Genomic DNA, 17,893 nt, shown 5'->3' with positions numbered 1-17,893 from the left:
TGCATCACTCCTTAAATTCAATATCCAGTCGAAAGCCTGCGAATGAAAACATATCTTTCAGCGTTTTTACTGCATTCTGCTCAGCAGATTCCAGCACACCTTGTTCGGATGCCTCTTCCATTATGAGCGTTTTAGCTTCATTCGCTAGCTCATAGCCTTCTTTTATATCTGCTTTTCCACGGAATAATCCTTCTACAGAATAGACTTCTACTTTATCGAAATACAATTCTGCACCACCGAGGAATTCAGCTTTCGGTATTGTCAACTCAATACGTTTTTCTTCTTCATCCACCCACATATCCTGCTCGGTGATTTTACTTAGATCAATTCCCGCTTTGATGGAACCTGGAATGACGACTAATAAATTCCGCTTCGTTCCAGGAAAATTAACACCAATGCTTTGACCAAATAATTCATTGTCGGTACGTTTGACGAGCACTTTCGTATAAGCTTCCGCGGTTGTCAGTTGCTGTAGCTCTTGAACACGCTCAACAAAAGCGGTTTTTTGTTCTGAAAAAGTAGAGCCTAGTTGCATTAAATAAAAGCCTGCGATCGGCAGGGTAATAAGTGCAGCGACCAATAATAAAATTAATAAAATATAGGTTTTTCTCCATGATGACCACAAAGTGAAGGCGAGTTCAAGAATTCCTCCCCTGCGCTTCCGTTTGATCTTTTTTCGCCCAGCGAATGTTATGGCTGCTTGCGCATCAGCCTCCGTCATTCCCTTCTTCCCTCTCTTAGACGAATCACGCTTACTCATGGCTCACATCCTCTCGTTTAATCAAACACTCCGTTTCTATTTGTACGTTCCGTCGAATAATAGGTTTCATTAGTAAGACTTGTTCGCGTTACAAGCTTTCTAGACTTTCATCATAACCGAGTTGTTTGTATTTCGACAATTAGTTGTATACTATAAATAACATGAAAATTTAGTAAGCGAAGGAGATGTTTTATTATGTCATTGAAGAAAACCTTAACGATTGCAGGCTCGGATACATCAGGCGGTGCGGGTATTCAGGCGGATTTAAAAACTTTTCAGGAGCACGGTACGTATGGCATGACAGCTGTGACAGTGATTGTCACGATGGATCCCGATCAGAATTGGTCACATCATGTCTATTCTTTGCCGATCGATGTCGTGAAAGCACAATTGAAAACGGCATTATCCACTGGAATTGACGCGATCAAGACAGGTATGTTGAGCACAGAGGAAGTCATTCAGACAGCGGGTCTGGCAATTGATGAATCAGGTTTGGATCATGTAGTCATCGACCCCGTCATGGTGTGTAAAGGTGAAGATGAGGTATTGAATCCTGGGAATACGGATGCGATGATTAACTATCTCGTACCGAAAGCAGAAATCGTCACACCCAATTTATTTGAAGCAGGACAATTGGCTTCTATGAAAACACCAAAGACAATTGATGATATGAAAGTGGCGGCACAGAAAATCCATGAACTCGGTGCACGTAATGTGGTGATCAAAGGCGGTAAACAACTCGATCATGAAGAAGCGGTAGATTTATTCTACGATGGATTGACGTTTACGTTACTGAAATCAGAAAGATCCGAAACGTATCATAATCATGGTGCCGGTTGCACGTTTGCGGCAGCGATTACAGCAAATTTGGCGAATGGGTTGTCGATCAAGGACGCGGTCATTGAAGCGAAGCAGTTTGTCACAGCGGCCATTTCGCACGGCTGGAAGCTCAACGAGTATGTAGGACCTGTCATGCACGGTGCAAAAAATCAGTTCGACGTGCCACAGGTAAAGCTGCAGGAAGTATAACGAATGCTTACAAGTCAGGTGTATTCCTGACTTTTTTGTGAGCCGTCTGATCGCATTCAAACTGCACTATCTATATAATATTAAATAGGAAGATTGCAGCGAAATGACTGCAAGATTTAGGAGGATGAGTATGGAAACTGTTGACGTAAAACATTTACAGGAGTTACTGGACTCCTTTGCCAATAAAGATGTCTACATACATTTGGAAACGACAAATGGATCGTATGCTTCTCATTTCCAAGAAGGTTTTTTTAATGCTGGGGCGTTTATTCGTAATGTCGTGATCCGGTATGAACTTGGAAAAGTTGCAGGCGAATCCCCTCACCGCATCGGTTTGAAATTGCCGAGTGGTTGGATTTACGCACAAGGAATCACACACTATACACTTGACGAACATAATCGTTTACTGATGGCGGGACTTGGACCTGATGGAAAACTAGCGGTAGCGCTTGAAATCAGCGAAACGCCATTTGCTTATTAAGAAGGGAGATTTTTTTGATGTTACAAAAAGAACGACACGTACTCGTTGTATTCCCTCATCCTGATGATGAATCATTCGGCACTGCTGGCACGATTGCACAATATATTGAAATGGGCGTACCCGTTACGTATGCTTGCTTGACACTTGGCGAAATGGGCCGAAACCTCGGAAATCCTCCTTTTGCAAACCGCGAAACACTACCGCAAATCCGAAAACAAGAGTTGCTGGATGCGTGTAATGCAATGGGATTGACAGATTTACGAATGATGGGACTTCGCGATAAAACGATAGAATTTGAAGATCCCGAGAAACTTGTTAAACTGATGACCGATCTCATTGAAGAATTAAACCCTTCAGTAGTCATCTCATTCCACCCGACGCTTGCTGTACACCCTGACCACAACGCAACAGGCGTAGCTGTGATTGAAGCGATGAGCCGTATGCCGGAAACGGATCGACCGGTACTGTACATGAAAGCATTCGATAATGATACGTTGAACCAACTAGGTGAGCCGCATGTTGTGCACCATACACCTAATGTAGCAGATAAAAAGATTGCCGCTTTACGCGCACATGCCTCCCAGACAGTTTGGATGCTACCCGATATGGAAAAACGATGGGCTGCAAACGACAAGGATGCACTTGACTGGTTGTATAATGAAGCCTTTTATATTCATGAATTCAAGTAAAAAACCGCAGAGTCTGCGGTTTTTTTGTATTTTATACGAGATTACTTCTCTTCAAACGCTTTAATAAAGGCATAGAGATCTTGCAACTTCTTCTCAAATACTTCCACGTTTAACGCACGGTCCATTTGGATTCTTGCGCTGTTTTGTGATTGCACAGCGACTTGCATCTGACTGCCCGCTTCCCCAATGACTGTTTGATAGCGGCGGCGTATATTATCGATTTGCTTTTCTGCTTCTTCATCTTCTGCGCATAACGGCACGATATCCACTAATTCATCGCGCGGACTTTCTGCATCATAAGCATGAGGCTGCGTCGAATCAAACAGGCACACCGATAACTCTGGGAACAGGACTAAGTCGATACTTGCAGGATCCAGTCCACACCAACCATATAGCACATCAAGCCCCCGTCGCTGTGCTTCGTCTCCTAACGCCCTCATCATCGTCGACTTGCCTGTGCCCGGTAAGCCCTTGATTAGTAAGCGACGTTTCGTACGTTTTGTGATGGACGGGATGAAGTCATGTGCACTGCCAGCTGACAATGAACCGATAATGCGATGCGAGACGTGAGCCGATTTCGTTAGTTTAATCGTACCGAATAGTTCTTGCTTTAATTCTTCCGTAATCTCTTCGTGGCGGGCCCAATCCATACGTGCGATATTGACTGCTTCCCATTCGTCATGAATCGCTTTTGCTCGTTTCAGCTCTTTCAACGATTGATCGAAGTGTGTTCTCTCCTGTTTCAACAAAGCACTCACTTCTTCATGCTGTCCGAGTAACTGATCCTGATGATAGACATCATAGAAGCAAAAAACTTTATGTCGCTTGCCAAGATCTGTCGGTTCGAATGAAATCGGGTGGGATGCCTGCAAGATGAAAAGTTCCAGTCCTTTAACAAAAAGCGCATTAGTTTTATCCACATGACCAGGATTCATAAATCGATCCACACTATAGCCCCTGTTGACGAAATAGACCGCCAAGTCATTGAGCACTTGCGATAAGGAATGTGTAGGCAAACACTTCAAAAATATCGTCTTCTTTGATTCCGCGAGCAACTCCTCATATTTATGCTGCACGCCTTGTCCTGTATAAGCCGTTCCCATATATTCTGTAATATGTCCGTATATATTGACCACCCTTTCTTTCTTCATTTCATTATATGTATTGGCAAATAAAAAAAGCACAGCCGAGTGGGCTTATGCTCCTTTATAGTGTAATAAAACTTTTTCATCCGTTTGATGAGTGATCTTCAATAACATCTTCTTGCATTGCGGTAAGGCGATTTGAATGATTTGACCAGAGAAGAGGACGACAACCAATGTACCGACCCCTACAGGTCCACCCAGTAAGAATCCGATCAATGTTGCAATGGCTTCAATCGTAGTCCGTACTAATCGAAGACTCCAACCAAACTTTTCAACAAACAACAGCATCAAGCTATCACGAGGCCCAGCCCCAAGATTCGGTGAAACATATATTCCTACCCCATAGGACAGGACAAATACACCAATGATGAAACAAATAATTTGCACAGTCAATGAAGTAACATCAGGTAACAGCCAGTTGAAAAAGTCGATAAATAATCCGATGACCAACATATTAAGCCATGTACCTAATCTTGGCCATTCTCTCAAAATAATTGACGTCACCGAAATGATAACAAAACCCGATATAATACTCCACGACCCTATCGTTAATCCGAAGTTTTGATACAAACCAAGATGGAGCACATCCCAAGGGGCAATCCCAAGCCGCTGCCCTTTAATCATCAACGAGATGCCAAGCGACATGATCATCATGCCGCCGATGAAAAATATCCATCGCCAAGCTAATAAATTACGCATATACATTCTTCTTTCTTCTAATCGTCAGTCTCATCATTCATTGTAACAGAAATCAACAAAGTTGCTATGGCATTACTTTACGAGATCGCTAAATTGTGCTTTTACGACCTGCGCCAAGTCTTGTGGTGCCAATTTCATTTGCAAACCGACTTTGCCCGCACTGACATAAAAATAGTCGAGCGTTTCAGCTTGTTGGTCAATGAATGTCGGTAACTCCCGTTTCATACCGATTGGCGAACAACCGCCACGGACATAGCCAGTTTCTTTCGTCAATTCTTTCATCGGAAGCATTTCGACCTTTTTACAACCTGCCGTTTTTGCTGCCTTTTTCAAGTCTAACTCATCCGAGACAGGAATGATAAAGACGAGTAAATCCGTTTTGCTCGCCATCGCAACGAGCGTTTTATAGACGCTAGAGACCGGTTCATTCGTTTTATTCGCAACGGATACACCATCATTATGTCCATCATCCGTTTGATAGCTACGGATTTCAAATGGAATCTTTTCGCTTTCGATGATGCGAATCGCGTTGGTTTTTGGTAACTTATTCTTCTTTGACATATGTAGGACTTCCTTTCTTATCGTTTTGATGGAAAGCTAGCAGAATATATATCACCGAAAAAGCCCATTCACTGGGTTCCAGCAAAACGGGCTTCATTTTCAAACAAATCAGATCAAATGCTGACATTCATTTGTGGCTGATCCATTTCGTACTGATTCATTCTAGCTTGATTTTGTATTTGATAGATGGAAAATGCATGGCTATATTGCTGTTGCATACGCTTCGGTCTGTCAGTTGCTAAGGTGCTGTCAATTGTATCCACTTGATCACGAATAGTTTTGGCGCGGTTATGTAACGCTAATTGTAGTTCGGCTTGTGTTATTTTCGCTGATGCATTACTGGCTAGCTGATAATCCGCTGTCGTTGGCGGTGATTCAGAGTATGCCTCTTTGCGAACTTGACGCCAGAGATCAATCGTTTCATCCAAGTTATTGCCGAGCGGAATTGAAACATTCTTCATCTGGCCTGCACCAAGCTTTTGGAAGTCTTGTTGCGCTTCTTCGGATTTCTCAATCGGTTGTGAGTTTCCGCGTAGCAATGCAATTAAATCGTCTTTGGTCTTTTGCGCTTGTTCACGGAATTCTGTCTGGCGTTCATAGGCGTTTTCGGCATTCTTTCTACGGACTGCGTCATACCGCTGTAGTGGTTCGGCGGCGCTCGCAAACCCTATTACAGCATTCATGGTATCCACCTCCAATTAGAAATTTTCGACATGTGTATCTAGTATAACTAGTTTACGCAGTAGCGCGTGAACTGCCAATCCATCAAAAGATTGCATTTGCGTGGGATGGTAATTTCATTTTACCCACTGGTTACGCATTTCATACTAGATGGATATGCTAGGCGGGGGGAATTTACTAGTTTCAATGTGGGAATATGTGTGGTATAGATACCCTTTTTTCATGTGTTTAAACAAGGCTACTCGTTGCTTGACAGAGTGCATGGGATTGAAGCTCCAGCTGGCGGACGCTTCAATCCTATGTTTAGAGTGGAGGTACATAAATTCGTCACTGTAGATAGTATATGAAATAGTAAAGCCCTTGAACTTTGATAGGTTCAAGGGCTTGTCGAATTCACATATAGAAACAATTACAATTTCAATGAGCACCGATAAATGTCACTCAATCTTTCATAATCTTCGGCGGCGTCTCGCCTGGAATTGCTGGCTTTTCATTCGGTATATCTTCCAAGAACTTTGTCTCGACGACTTCTTTCGGCATCGTCGCTTTGCCGTTCTTTTCTTCGAGTCGGTCAATCGTCCGTTCGATCGTTTTATTCAACGTCGATAGCGCTACGATCGTATCCCCTGTTTGTGCTTTTAGTTCTTTCTCTGCGGTGTAAAACTCCATGTCCCCATCTGCCCGGATAATGTATAACAACACCGATTGGTCATCGCGCTCACGTAAGTACTGCGTGTAGCTGTATTGTTTCGTTAGCAAGGTCTTACGGAATACATGCCCTTGGTTCATACGATCGTCTAGTTCGTGGATGGATAAGTTCGGCGTGAACAGGAATTGTCCTGTCGCCAGGTTGAACTGTTGATCTGCGCTTCGTTTATGCGTCGTCGTCTGGAACAATAAGTCCCGTCCTAGATCCGGTGTGAAATCGGCGCATACGTGCGAGTTATAGGAATCCGTCTTAGTCATGGCCAAAATATAACGGTATGGCGTCAAGTCTAAATGATAGCCCGTATGCTCGGATAAAATATCTCCCATATACGTTGGTACGCCAAGTTTTCGTGCATTGGACAGACCGCCCCATGAATCTTCTACGACTAAAACCTTGTGGCCAGCGTTACTAATATTCTTCGCAAGTTCCGCTACAAACCTTGTACTTCCGATCAGTACTACACCGGATTCTTCCGGCGTGGCCAAATTGAGTTTCTTTGCAAGCCAGCCGATCGAGAAACCATGTACGACGACGGTCGCAAATACGAGCGCGAAAGTCAAAGCGGTTAATAGCTCCGCATCTTTATAGCCGTTCTCGAGCAATATGGTCGCGAAATAGCCTGATACGGTCAGCGCTACAATACCACGTGGCGCAATCCACCCGATGAGTGTTTTTTCACGATTCGTCAAATCCGTACCGATTGTTGATACCCATATCGATAGTGGTCTGACAACAAATAGCATCGCAAGTACGTATAGAATAATTTTCGGATTCAATATTTCAATCAAAATATGCGGATCCAATGACGCCGTCAACATGACGAAAATTCCCGAGATGAGCAATACTGAAATATTCTCCTTAAAATTGCGGATGTCTTCTAAAGTAGTCAAATGCATATTCGCCATCGTCATCCCCATCGCGGTGACAGCCAACAAGCCCGTTTCATGCATAATTTCATCAGATAATACGAAGACAAATAACACGAGACCGAATAAAATCGGAGCTTTCAAATACTCCGGTACCCAACCTTTTTCAAATGCTGTACCTAAAATTCGGCTCGTTCCCCAGCCAAGAAGCACCGAGAACAGTGAAGCCCCAACGAACAGCAACATCGCTTTGGCCGTAACTTCACTATTAAGGAACCTAATGACTTCAAATGCAAATACCGCAAGAAGTGCACCGAACGGATCGACGACAATTCCTTCCCACTTCAATATTGCGGCTGCACGAGGTTTTAACCGCGCTTGTCTAAGCAAAGGCAAGATTACGGTAGGACCTGTGACGATAAACAGTCCACCTATGATGAATGCCACTTCCCACGACAATCCTGCGATATAGTGAGCTGCAAGTGAACCTGCGATCCATGCGATAAACGCACCGAATGTTACGATTCTTGCAACGGGACGTCCAAATCCTTTAATTTCTTTAAAATCAAGATTCAAACTGCCTTCAAATAATATAATAGCTACTGCGAATGTAATGATGGGTGAATATAATTCGCCCATTGATTGCTGTGGATTAATCAAACCGAAAATCGGTCCAATTAATAGCCCTGCAATTGCCATCACGACAATCGCTGGCATCCTCGTTCGCCACGCTATCCATTGCGACGCTACGCCAATTAACACGACCAACATCAAATCCATAATCAATGAATTGAACATTAGGTAGGTCGCCTCCTTCCCTCTTCCAAGCCTTTCTGAACTGCTTTCATCCCATTGTAATAAACTATTCCCGTTTTTCATAGGGTAAGAGGAACGAGCAGGTTCAGAAAGGGTGGTTCCAATCGAAAAACAAGTCCAAAAAACAATCGTGATTTATCTTTCCATAACTGAAGGTAAAGGAAGTTATCCTTTACGACGTGCACTACTACTGGCAAACACACTAAAAAATGAAGCACAAGTCATCTTTTTATACGACCAAGAAACACCAGTCCCAAGTGACCATTTCACGTGTCATAAAGTAATCGGTCCTTCATCATTAAGTAAATTAATAGGTAAACTTCAACCTGATCTTTTAATTCGAGACAGTGGTCCAAGCCATAAAGAGGAAATTTCCAAAATTCATGAACTAGTGCCAAGCATTCTACATTTTGACGATTTCGGTGATGGTGGACAATTAGCAGACTGGGTGATCCAGACGCTGTATCCCGAAACTCAAGAACTACATGCCGAGCACTATATCGTGGGGCCACAGACATTCATGGTAGATGCGCCACTGCAATCACTCCGGCATGCCGGTTTAAAGAGAAAATCTCCCTCCTCTTCTTCGCAACTCGTCATTTCATTCGGTGATGAAGACCCTGGCAACCTCACCTTCCGGGCGTTGCGACATTTAAAGCAACTACAAATTCCTTTGTCCGTTACAGTACTACTCGGACCGAATTATAAACATGATGTGAGTGAAATTCAAATGATGGCATTGAGCCGACCGAACACGAAAGTCGTCCAAGCCCCGGACAACCGTGCAGAACTGTTTTCAAAAGCCGATATGGTTCTGTGCGATGCTGGTTATACACCATATGAAGTAGCCGTTATCGGTGTTCCTTGTATTGTACTTGCTCAAAACGAGTTCGAATCAACTCTCGGATTTCCGACTGAAAAAAATGGCTTTACCCACCTGGGTCTCGGCCGTAAAGTGACCCAGTCGAACTTATTGAACGCAATTATGGAACCGTTGCTTCATGACGCACGTAAGGAACGCGCAATCAAAAAGCAGTTGCAGATCGATGTCGGGGCGAGTGACGAAAAAGTGCTTGAGGCGATCCGTTATTTGCTGGAGTTCCCTAAACGCACAAGACAGAATATGTTACACTAAGGGAAAACAAATGATTGGAGTTTTCCCTTATGACAAAGGATCAGTTGGAGCAAGAGATCGCAGAGCTTAAGATGGACTACATCAGCTTGCAGGGCGATATGGAGAAGTTGGAGTCGACGGGTCATGTGAAGATGATCGAAAATGCAGAGTTGCGTCTTTCTAAAATGGAAGAGCGCCTAGCGGATTTGAATAAGCAGCTTGCTGAAGCGACGAATTAATACGAACAACCTCTACCAGGTATAGCTGATAGAGGTTGTTTTTTAGCGTCTTTAGAGTTGCTAAGGCTCGAGGTGCTGTCGGGGGGGGGTTGCGCTCTAGGCCGTTGGAGGGCACGCAGCGAGTTGATCCTCTGGGAGTCGCCCCTCCTAGTGCAAAGATGTGCTCCTAACGCTCCGCTTTTACTCGCAAAAGCCGTTCTTCGTTACGGCTTTCGCTCCATTAAAAAAAGCCCACAGCAAATGTGAGCTTAAGCCATTACATATTCGTGGGCTGCTTCGTCTTGTACGAGCAACTCCTTCAGATACTTCTTCGCGCGGAACAAGCGGGACTTCACGGTACCGATTGACACACTCATCAAACCTGCAATCTCCACTAACGAATACTGATTCACATAGAAATACTCAATCGTCTTCCGGTAAATACCGTCCAACTCACTGATCTTCTGCTGCACAAGCTCGGAAATATCACTCTGCTCCATCAACTCAGCAGGAGTTTTCGCATTACTGGGAACCAAATCCAAGATCGGAACGTCTAATGTATCAGGTTGATTCATCACGTATTGACTGTGACGTACATTTTTTCTATAACGGTCGCGGAATGTGTTCATACAAATCGTCGTCAACCAAGCCTTCATGCGGTTGACTTCACTCATTTCACCTCTGTAGCGCACTACTTTCACCCATACGTCTTGCATGAGATCTTCTGCTTCTTCTTTGTTTCGAGTCAATTTAAGACATAAATGATATATATAGCGTCCATATTCTTCGTATAATGCGTTTAAGTCGTTTTTCATAATAAGTAGCCTCCGTTTTGTAACTGGTACCCTTATTATCACCGACAAACACATTACGAACTATCGCTTTCTCTTTCAGTAACCTTACAATTGTGTAAGGTTACTTGACATATCCTACGCTTCAATGACCTCTTCTTTTGGTTCCTGCTTGGTAATCTTTAGGCGCAAAATCCGCGTTCGATCCATTTCTTCAATCTCAAACAACAACGAATTATAACTGAACTTTTCGCCTTCTTCTGGAATATGTCCTATTTCCTGAAAAACAAATCCACCGATAGTATCATGATCTGTCGGTATCTCTATATCGAGTAGTTCAATAACGTCTTCAATCTCTAAACGGCCTTGACAGACTAAATGATTTTCTTCTTTTTCGAAGACCATCGACTCTTCCTCAACATCCGTTTCGTCCTCTATATCCTGCCCAATCATTTCTTCAATAATATCTTCCTGTGTCACGATCCCCAGTGTCCCACCGTATTCATCTAGCACAATCGCCATATGTTTCTTTTGCGTTAACATACGTTTAAATACAAGCTCTACACTTGCCGTTTGCACGACGTACAAAGGCTGGCGATCAATGACATCCGCAAACGACCGCTCGGGAAACATGGACCACTCGATCAACATTTTTGAATAAAAAATACCGACCACCTTGTCGATACTCTCTTCATATACTGGATAGCGGGTGTAGAAATACTGCAATACGACGTCACGTACATCTTCATACGTTGAATCCAGCGGCAATGAAATAATATCTGTACGGTGTGTTTCCATTACATCGCTCACATCTTTATCGCGAAAATCTAGCATACCCTTTAAACGGATTGATTCATCCTGACCGAAAGTACCTTCTGTAGACGCAATGTCCACCATCGAACGCACATCTTCTTTCGTCAGAGTTGCTTCCGTCACCGTTCCTTTAGAAATCAAGCGAACGAAGAAATTAGTAAACAACGATAGAACCAACGTCAATGGAATCAATAACTTCACGAGCACCGAAATAGGTGGCGCTACAATATACGCGATACGATCTGCAAATGTTGCAGCAATCGTTTTCGGCAATACTTCTCCGAATATAATCAAAACGACAGTTAAGATTCCTGTCAGTAATCCAATGCTCAATCCTTTATCGATTGCAATCATTGTCACAATCGTCGGCATCAAAATATTTACAACATTATTCCCAATTAGGATGGCCGTAATCATACGGTCCGGCTTGGAAATCAACTTTCGTAATTTTATCGATTTAATGTCTCCTTGATCCGCACGCAATTGAACTTTCATTCGATTGATAGCGGTTAGAGCTGTTTCACTTCCCGATAAAAAGAAGGACAAAATTAAACATAGTCCCAGTGCAATAAACAATTGCGTCTCCTCCAACGTTTCCCCATTTATTTGTCATCATTCATCATGTAATATTGCCATGAATCCAACATTTCTTATTACGTAAGTATATCATACATATAAACTGAATCGTTAATCCAACATACAGGTAGGACGTATATTTTTATCATTCGGTTCCCTTATCCGTAAGCGTTTAAACCTTATTACATCACGAATTTCTGCTATACTGTGGAATAGAAAATATCCAAAGAAAAGAGGGTTTACTATGACTTCATTACCATCATTGGACCAATATTTCACAAACAACCGTGACCGCCACTTGGAAGAGTTAACGAACTTCCTGGCAATTCCAAGCATCAGCGCACTTTCCGAACATCAACCGGATATGCAAAAAGCAGCGGAATGGCTGTCGAATGAATTCGAAAATATCGGCTTGGAAAACGTGTCGATTGAAAAAACGGCTGGACAATCCGTTGTCTATGCAGACTGGTTGCATGCCGAAGGTCAGCCAACCATCCTGATCTATGGCCACTACGATGTGCAACCTGTTGATCCGCTTCACTTATGGGAAACACCTCCATTTGAAGCAACAATCCGTGATAATAAATTATATGCACGCGGAGCAAGCGATGATAAAGGGCAAGTGTTTATGCACAGTAAAGCAATCGAGGCGCTAATGAATGTCGAAGGCAAACTTCCTGTAAACGTCAAGCTCATTATTGAAGGGGAAGAGGAAATTGGTAGCCCGAGCCTTGAGGAATATATCCAAAATAATCAAGACAAGCTAGCGGCAGACTTCATCGTTATTTCTGATACAGGCATGTACGGACCAGGACAGCCTGCAATTTGCTACGGACTGCGCGGATTAGCCGGCGTACAAATCGATGTGAAAGGCCCTAAAGGTGACTTGCATTCCGGTCTATATGGTGGCGGTGTTCAAAACCCGATCCACGCACTCGTCGAAATTCTAGCTTCATTCCGTGATGCCGAAGGAACTATCGCAATCGACGGATTCTATGATCAAGTTCGCGACCTAACTGAAGAAGAGCGCGCGGGTTGGGCAGCTCTCGGCTTCGATAAGGAAGCTGTGAAAAAAGAAGTCGGTGTCAAAGAACTAACTGGCGAACCAGGTTACACGTACACAGAACGTACATGGGCTCGTCCTACACTTGAGATCAACGGCGTATTCGGTGGATTTTCAGGAGAAGGCATCAAAACCGTCCTCCCTTCCGAAGCAGGAGCGAAAATCACTTGTCGACTAGTTCCCGATCAAGAACCGGATGAAATCGTAGAAAAACTACGCGCGCACATTGCAAAACACGAACCCGTCGGCTGTGAAGTAACGGTAACTGAATTTGATAAAGGGAAACCTTACCTAACGCCATACGACCACGAAGTGATTCAAGCGGCTGGCAGAGCGTATGAGCAAGTATACGGCGTACCTACCGTTTACACACGCGGTGGCGGCTCCATACCAATCGTTGCAGCATTTGATGAAATCCTTAACATCCCAGTCGTCTTAATGGGCTTCGGACTGGATACAGAAAACTTCCACGCGCCGAATGAACACTTCCACTTGGAGAATTTCGATAAAGGACTGCGTGTCATCAGCAGTTATTATGGAGAGATTGAAAAGCTTGGATTGTGATTGAATGAGCGGTTGTGTGTGGTGATAGAGCGCTTGCGGGGGTTGCATTGAGCGGGTGCAATGCTGGATAGAGCGCTCGCGGGATTGCATTGAGCGACTGCGGTGCTGGATAGAGCGCTCGCTGGGTTACATTGAGCGCTTACGGTGCTGGATAGAGCGCTCGCGGGATTGCATTGAGCGGGTGCGGTGCTGAATAGAGCGCTCACGGGGTTGCATTGAGCGGGTGCGGTGCTGGATAGAGCGCTCACGAGATTGCATTGAGCGACTGCGGTGCTGGATAGAGCGCCCACAAGAAACTATGAGCACTTCTCCCTTTTCTCACACAAAAAACAGGCTACTCCACAAAGGGGTAGCCTGTTTCGTATTTCATTTCACTAATATATCCACATTAAGGACGGTACTTTCCCGCTCTCACGCTTCCTCTTCTTCGTCCTCACTACTACCAAAGTACGTGATGATTTCCTCTACCGGCTTACGCGGTGGAGCTTTTGGTGATGTGTCGAAATAGCCGAATTGCAACATGCTGATGATGCGCTCGCCCGCTTCTACACCTAGACGCTCTCGGAACTTCGGGTTGTCGATGAACGGCGGCGTCTTCCAACAAGTACCGATTCCTTTATCCCAAGCAAGCAATTGGATATTCTGAATCAGTATGCTGGCTGCTGCAAAATCCTCCATACGCTCTTTTTGGCGTACATCTTCAGGGACGATGACGAATACAGCTGCACTGGCAGTCGAGAACTTCTTCATTTGTTTTTCGAGATCCTCGTCAGAAAGCTGTTTCCAATTTGCTACACCGAACTCCTTCAAGACGTCCAAAAGCTCTTCATACTGTTCGTCTGTTGCTACGATCAATCGCCAAGGATTACGGTTTCCGTGGTTTGGCGCCCAAACGGCATCTTCTATAATTTCTGGGATGATCTCTGGTTCGATCGGTTGTCCGTTAAAATTCTTGATAGAGCGCCGTGTGACGATGGCCTCTCTTACCGATAATGCTTGTTCATTCACACTCAACCTTCTCCTTTGCACTAAGTATCTGTTTCTCATTATACCCTAACTTGGTAGTCTGTTGCTAGAGGCTATGAGAAACACTTTGATGCAGAACTGGACAATTATGAGAAATGATCATTAATTTTGAAGAAGATATACTTCGCATTCGGCGAGTAAGCGTAGGAGTCTTTATAATCCCATGTGCGATGATACGCGTTATACGTATGGGCATTGACAAGAGGGTTATCCCCGTCCTTGGCAGTTACAATCGTTGTATGGTCGAAACGGCCATCCCCATGGAAGTCGTACGTAATAATATCCCCAATCTGCAGTTCTTGTGGAGTTTTTACTTGAGTTGCAGTCAACCCTTTTGTAGAAGTTGCCAAGTACCAGCGCATCGAGTGAGCGACGGTAAAACTGAAGCTCCACGTGCCTTTACGCATCCACCAGCCCTTTTCGCGGTTCGGCGCTCCGTGCATCGGTGCCCCTCCTGCCAACAGACATTGTGAAATGAAATTCGTACAGTCATCTTCAAAACTCGGGAAAGCAGGGTTTCTGCTATTCCACCACTTATCTGCATAGTCTACTGCCGCTTGTCGATTGTACAAAAAAATCCCTCCTTGCCATATCATATGACAACGAGGGACGTACAATTAATGATGTAATACTTTCGATAAAAAGTTTTGGGCGCGTTCAGAATCGGGATTCGTGAAGAACTTGGCAGGTGTTGCCTGTTCCACGACTTTGCCGTCTGCCATAAAGATGATTTCGTCGCAAATTTCTTTGGCGAAGCCCATTTCATGTGTCACGACGACCATCGTCATACCACTTTCAGCGAGTTTACGGATCGCATCAAGAACTTCCGTGACCATCTCGGGATCGAGTGCAGAAGTCGGCTCATCAAATAGCATGACTTGTGGATCCATCGCAAGCGCACGCGCTATCGCTACACGTTGTTGCTGACCGCCCGATAACCGGTTCGGATACGCGTCGAATTTATCGCCAAGACCGAGTGAAGTCAGCAACTCCTTCCCTCGCTCTTCCGCTGCACTTTTACTTAATCCTTTTACATTGATGGGCGCAAGCGTGACGTTTTGCAACGCTGTGAGGAAAGGATAAAGATTAAAGCTTTGGAAAACGAATCCGATTTCAGAACGTGCTTTATTGATATTCACTTTTTTATCGTGGATGGAAATTCCGTCTACAACAATTTCTCCGTTATCGATCGGCTCGAGCGCATTGATCGTGCGAATTAATGTAGACTTACCCGCTCCACTTGGGCCTATGATGGCCACAACGTTTGATTTAGGCACTTCAAGCGTGACATCTGTCAGCACTTGGTTCATACCGAATGTTTTATTCACATGTTTTATAGAAATCATATCTGGCACTCCTTCACATCGAACTTCATGAATTTTCTCTCGCTAATAACTTTTGTTCGATCGCACGAATGATCATGGATAACGTGAACGTCATGGCGAAGTAAACGAAACCTATGAATGTCCATACTTCAATGGAACGCATACTAGTGGCAACGAGGTTCTTCGCGTTCAACGTCAATTCCGTCGCACCAATGACCGAGATCAAAGAAGAATCTTTAATTAGCATGATGAATTGTGAAGCAAGTGGCGGTAAAACTCGTCGGAATGCTTGTGGCAAGACGATCAAACGCATTGCCTGCCAGTAGGTCATACCTGACGAACGAGCCGCTTCCATCTGACCTCTTGGCACACCTTGTATTCCTGAACGAACGATTTCTGCAATGAATGCTGCGGTAAAGACAGCTAGACCAATAATCGATGCCCAATAGGAACCGAGTTTTAAAAATTGACCGAGCACAAAGAAAATCCAAATCAGCAGTACTAGCAACGGCACACCGCGCATGACTTCTACATAGGCTGAGGAAAGAATACGGATGAATCTATTGCGGGAAATCCGGCCCATTCCGATAATAATACCCAGCGGAATAGCCAACAATAATGCGATCGCCGAAATTTCAAGTGTTTTCAGCGCCCCTTCAATAAAGATATCCATATTTTGCGATATTACACTGAAGTCATATTCATAGCCGCCCATATTATTCTCCCGAAACCTTATCTAGCCAGTCGCTTTCCTCAAACCAGCGACTTCTGGATGCTAATTCTTCCGGGCTATCAACATAGCTATGCAAGAATGAATTCAACCATTGAATCGTTTCAAAATCATTTTTCTTCACTGCAATCCCTAAGTTTTCAGCTGAAAGCAAACCTTCGAGCTGATGAACTTCTCCTTCGTGTTCTAAGCGCCATACCGCAATAGCAGGTTCATCATACACCACTGCATCAGCCTGTCCTGAACCCATTGTCGTAGCTGCCAACGGGAAATCTTCGTAATCTACTACTTCCGCATTTTTGAACTGAGACTTTGCAAGCAGTGCGCCCGTAGTCCCGATACCTACAGCAATTTTATTACCTTTAACATCAAGCTCTTCCCATGATTTGATACCTTTGCTCGCAGCTGGCACCATGATCGCCTGACCTGTTTTATAGTAAGGATTCGACATGCTAATGGATAGTGCACGGTCTCCACGGATCGTCATACCCGCGATGACCATATCCACATCACCTATTTGCAAAGCTGGTCCTAAGCCATCAAATGCGAATTGTTTAAATTCCACTTCTGTATTTAGCGCTTCACCTACCGCGTTTGCTAGATCGATATCGTAGCCGACAAATCCGCCGTCAATGCTTTTCATTTCAAAAGGGAAATAACCTGGTGCAATTCCGATCACCAATTTCTTGTTGTCTTTAATATTCTTTAACGTGGACTTCTCTGTTGATCCTGCTCCTCCATCGTTACTACTACATCCCGCAACGACCAAGACTAGGATAAGTAATAGTGCTGTAAACATCTTCTTCATACATTTCCCCTTCTCTCTCTTCACTAGTATAAATATTCTAAATTAATACAATTATAAGATACTGACTTACAACTGTCTACAAGTATATGTATACGTTTGCTTGCATACTACATATATTGGACAAGATCTTATAACGGTTACTTCCTATATTATTTAATATACGCTACAATGAATAATTATACAATAGTAAATAGTTTTATTGCGCACGGTAAAGGGGAGTATAGTATGAGTAGTATCGTTTTAAATAAAAAAAAGCAACAGTTCTTGGAGATTTCTCTCAAGAACTGCCGCGATTATCTTAATGGAGCATAGGGGGCTCGAACCCCTGACCTTTGCACTGCCAGCGCAACGCTCTCCCAGCTGAGCTAATGCCCCTCATATCTGATACAATATAGAGTATATCAACTGTTCGTTTAAAAGACAATAGGC

19 protein-coding genes and 1 tRNA gene are annotated in these 17,893 nt (G+C 43.9%); 6 read left to right on the top strand and 14 right to left on the bottom strand.

All coding sequences use genetic code 11. The annotated features are described in order from the left end of the window. Positions 1-4 precede the first annotated feature (4 nt). Complete coding sequence (locus tag CSV80_RS07310) at positions 5-760, bottom strand: DUF4230 domain-containing protein (protein WP_099670279.1); 756 nt, start codon at positions 758-760, stop codon at positions 5-7. 195 nt (positions 761-955) lie between these two features. Between CSV80_RS07310 and thiD the strand changes: the two genes are divergently transcribed. The 3 genes from thiD to bshB2 all read left to right on the top strand — a co-directional run bounded on the left by thiD (position 956) and on the right by bshB2 (position 2,959). Continuing rightward, entirely contained in the window at positions 956-1,789 is an 834-nt protein-coding gene (gene thiD / locus CSV80_RS07305) for a bifunctional hydroxymethylpyrimidine kinase/phosphomethylpyrimidine kinase (RefSeq protein WP_099670278.1), read from the top strand. 130 nt (positions 1,790-1,919) lie between these two features. After that, complete coding sequence (locus CSV80_RS07300; protein ID WP_029053511.1) at positions 1,920-2,270, top strand: YojF family protein; 351 nt, start codon at positions 1,920-1,922, stop codon at positions 2,268-2,270. Between the two features lie 14 nt (positions 2,271-2,284). Next, positions 2,285-2,959: a bacillithiol biosynthesis deacetylase BshB2 gene (gene bshB2 / locus CSV80_RS07295; RefSeq protein ID WP_099670277.1), complete on the top strand. Its 675-nt coding sequence runs from the start codon at positions 2,285-2,287 to the stop codon at positions 2,957-2,959. Between the two features lie 41 nt (positions 2,960-3,000). Here bshB2 and CSV80_RS07290 read toward each other — a convergent pair whose 3' ends face one another. The 5 genes from CSV80_RS07290 to CSV80_RS07270 form a co-directional block, all read right to left on the bottom strand. Next, on the bottom strand, positions 3,001-4,110 hold the full coding sequence (locus CSV80_RS07290; RefSeq protein ID WP_143560471.1) for a hypothetical protein: 1,110 nt from the start codon (positions 4,108-4,110) through the stop codon (positions 3,001-3,003). Between the two features lie 45 nt (positions 4,111-4,155). Next, positions 4,156-4,803: a YczE/YyaS/YitT family protein gene (locus tag CSV80_RS07285; RefSeq protein WP_099670351.1), complete on the bottom strand. Its 648-nt coding sequence runs from the start codon at positions 4,801-4,803 to the stop codon at positions 4,156-4,158. 72 nt (positions 4,804-4,875) lie between these two features. Beyond that, positions 4,876-5,364 carry a Cys-tRNA(Pro) deacylase gene (ybaK, locus tag CSV80_RS07280; RefSeq protein ID WP_099670275.1) on the bottom strand — a complete coding sequence of 163 codons (489 nt, stop codon included), beginning with the start codon at positions 5,362-5,364 and terminating at the stop codon, positions 4,876-4,878. A 113-nt stretch (positions 5,365-5,477) separates the two neighbouring features. After that, positions 5,478-6,047, bottom strand: coding sequence for a hypothetical protein (locus CSV80_RS07275; RefSeq protein WP_099670274.1), 570 nt, complete (start codon positions 6,045-6,047; stop codon positions 5,478-5,480). A gap of 439 nt (positions 6,048-6,486) precedes the next feature. Beyond that, the gene (locus tag CSV80_RS07270) at positions 6,487-8,418 is read right to left on the bottom strand and encodes a cation:proton antiporter (protein ID WP_233201542.1); all 1,932 of its coding nucleotides are present in this window, start codon (positions 8,416-8,418) and stop codon (positions 6,487-6,489) included. Between the two features lie 112 nt (positions 8,419-8,530). On the opposite strand from CSV80_RS07270, the gene CSV80_RS07265 reads away from it, so the two are divergent. Continuing rightward, positions 8,531-9,571: a glycosyltransferase family protein gene (locus CSV80_RS07265; RefSeq protein ID WP_099670273.1), complete on the top strand. Its 1,041-nt coding sequence runs from the start codon at positions 8,531-8,533 to the stop codon at positions 9,569-9,571. A 29-nt stretch (positions 9,572-9,600) separates the two neighbouring features. Continuing rightward, positions 9,601-9,789, top strand: coding sequence for an SE1832 family protein (locus CSV80_RS07260; RefSeq protein WP_029053516.1), 189 nt, complete (start codon positions 9,601-9,603; stop codon positions 9,787-9,789). A 248-nt stretch (positions 9,790-10,037) separates the two neighbouring features. Here CSV80_RS07260 and CSV80_RS07255 read toward each other — a convergent pair whose 3' ends face one another. Both CSV80_RS07255 and CSV80_RS07250 read right to left on the bottom strand, forming a co-directional pair. After that, the gene (locus CSV80_RS07255; RefSeq protein WP_099670272.1) at positions 10,038-10,583 is read right to left on the bottom strand and encodes an RNA polymerase sigma factor; all 546 of its coding nucleotides are present in this window, start codon (positions 10,581-10,583) and stop codon (positions 10,038-10,040) included. Positions 10,584-10,697: 114 nt separating this feature from the next. Continuing rightward, entirely contained in the window at positions 10,698-11,948 is a 1,251-nt protein-coding gene (locus CSV80_RS07250) for a hemolysin family protein (protein WP_099670271.1), read from the bottom strand. A 244-nt stretch (positions 11,949-12,192) separates the two neighbouring features. On the opposite strand from CSV80_RS07250, the gene CSV80_RS07245 reads away from it, so the two are divergent. After that, positions 12,193-13,575, top strand: coding sequence for a dipeptidase (locus CSV80_RS07245; protein WP_099670270.1), 1,383 nt, complete (start codon positions 12,193-12,195; stop codon positions 13,573-13,575). Positions 13,576-13,986: 411 nt separating this feature from the next. Here CSV80_RS07245 and CSV80_RS07240 read toward each other — a convergent pair whose 3' ends face one another. The 6 genes from CSV80_RS07240 to CSV80_RS07215 form a co-directional block, all read right to left on the bottom strand. Further along, positions 13,987-14,583 (bottom strand): nitroreductase family protein, encoded by a 597-nt coding sequence (locus CSV80_RS07240; RefSeq protein WP_029053520.1) that lies wholly within the window; start codon positions 14,581-14,583, stop codon positions 13,987-13,989. A 104-nt stretch (positions 14,584-14,687) separates the two neighbouring features. Beyond that, positions 14,688-15,173: an amidase domain-containing protein gene (locus CSV80_RS07235; RefSeq protein ID WP_029053521.1), complete on the bottom strand. Its 486-nt coding sequence runs from the start codon at positions 15,171-15,173 to the stop codon at positions 14,688-14,690. A 45-nt stretch (positions 15,174-15,218) separates the two neighbouring features. After that, the gene (locus CSV80_RS07230; protein WP_029053522.1) at positions 15,219-15,947 is read right to left on the bottom strand and encodes an amino acid ABC transporter ATP-binding protein; all 729 of its coding nucleotides are present in this window, start codon (positions 15,945-15,947) and stop codon (positions 15,219-15,221) included. A gap of 25 nt (positions 15,948-15,972) precedes the next feature. Next, positions 15,973-16,641, bottom strand: a complete 669-nt coding sequence (locus CSV80_RS07225; protein WP_029053523.1) for an amino acid ABC transporter permease — start codon at positions 16,639-16,641, stop codon at positions 15,973-15,975. A gap of 1 nt (position 16,642) precedes the next feature. Then, positions 16,643-17,464 (bottom strand): transporter substrate-binding domain-containing protein, encoded by an 822-nt coding sequence (locus CSV80_RS07220; protein WP_099670269.1) that lies wholly within the window; start codon positions 17,462-17,464, stop codon positions 16,643-16,645. A gap of 302 nt (positions 17,465-17,766) precedes the next feature. Then, positions 17,767-17,839 (bottom strand) — tRNA-Ala (locus tag CSV80_RS07215). Between the last annotated feature and the right edge of the window lie 54 nt (positions 17,840-17,893).

This window comes from Sporosarcina sp. P12(2017) (assembly GCF_002743035.1).
Classification (GTDB): Bacteria; Bacillota; Bacilli; order Bacillales_A; family Planococcaceae; genus Sporosarcina; species Sporosarcina ureae.
The sequence above is the reverse complement of the archived record's forward strand: the minus strand, read 5'-3'. Positions and strand labels throughout refer to the sequence as shown.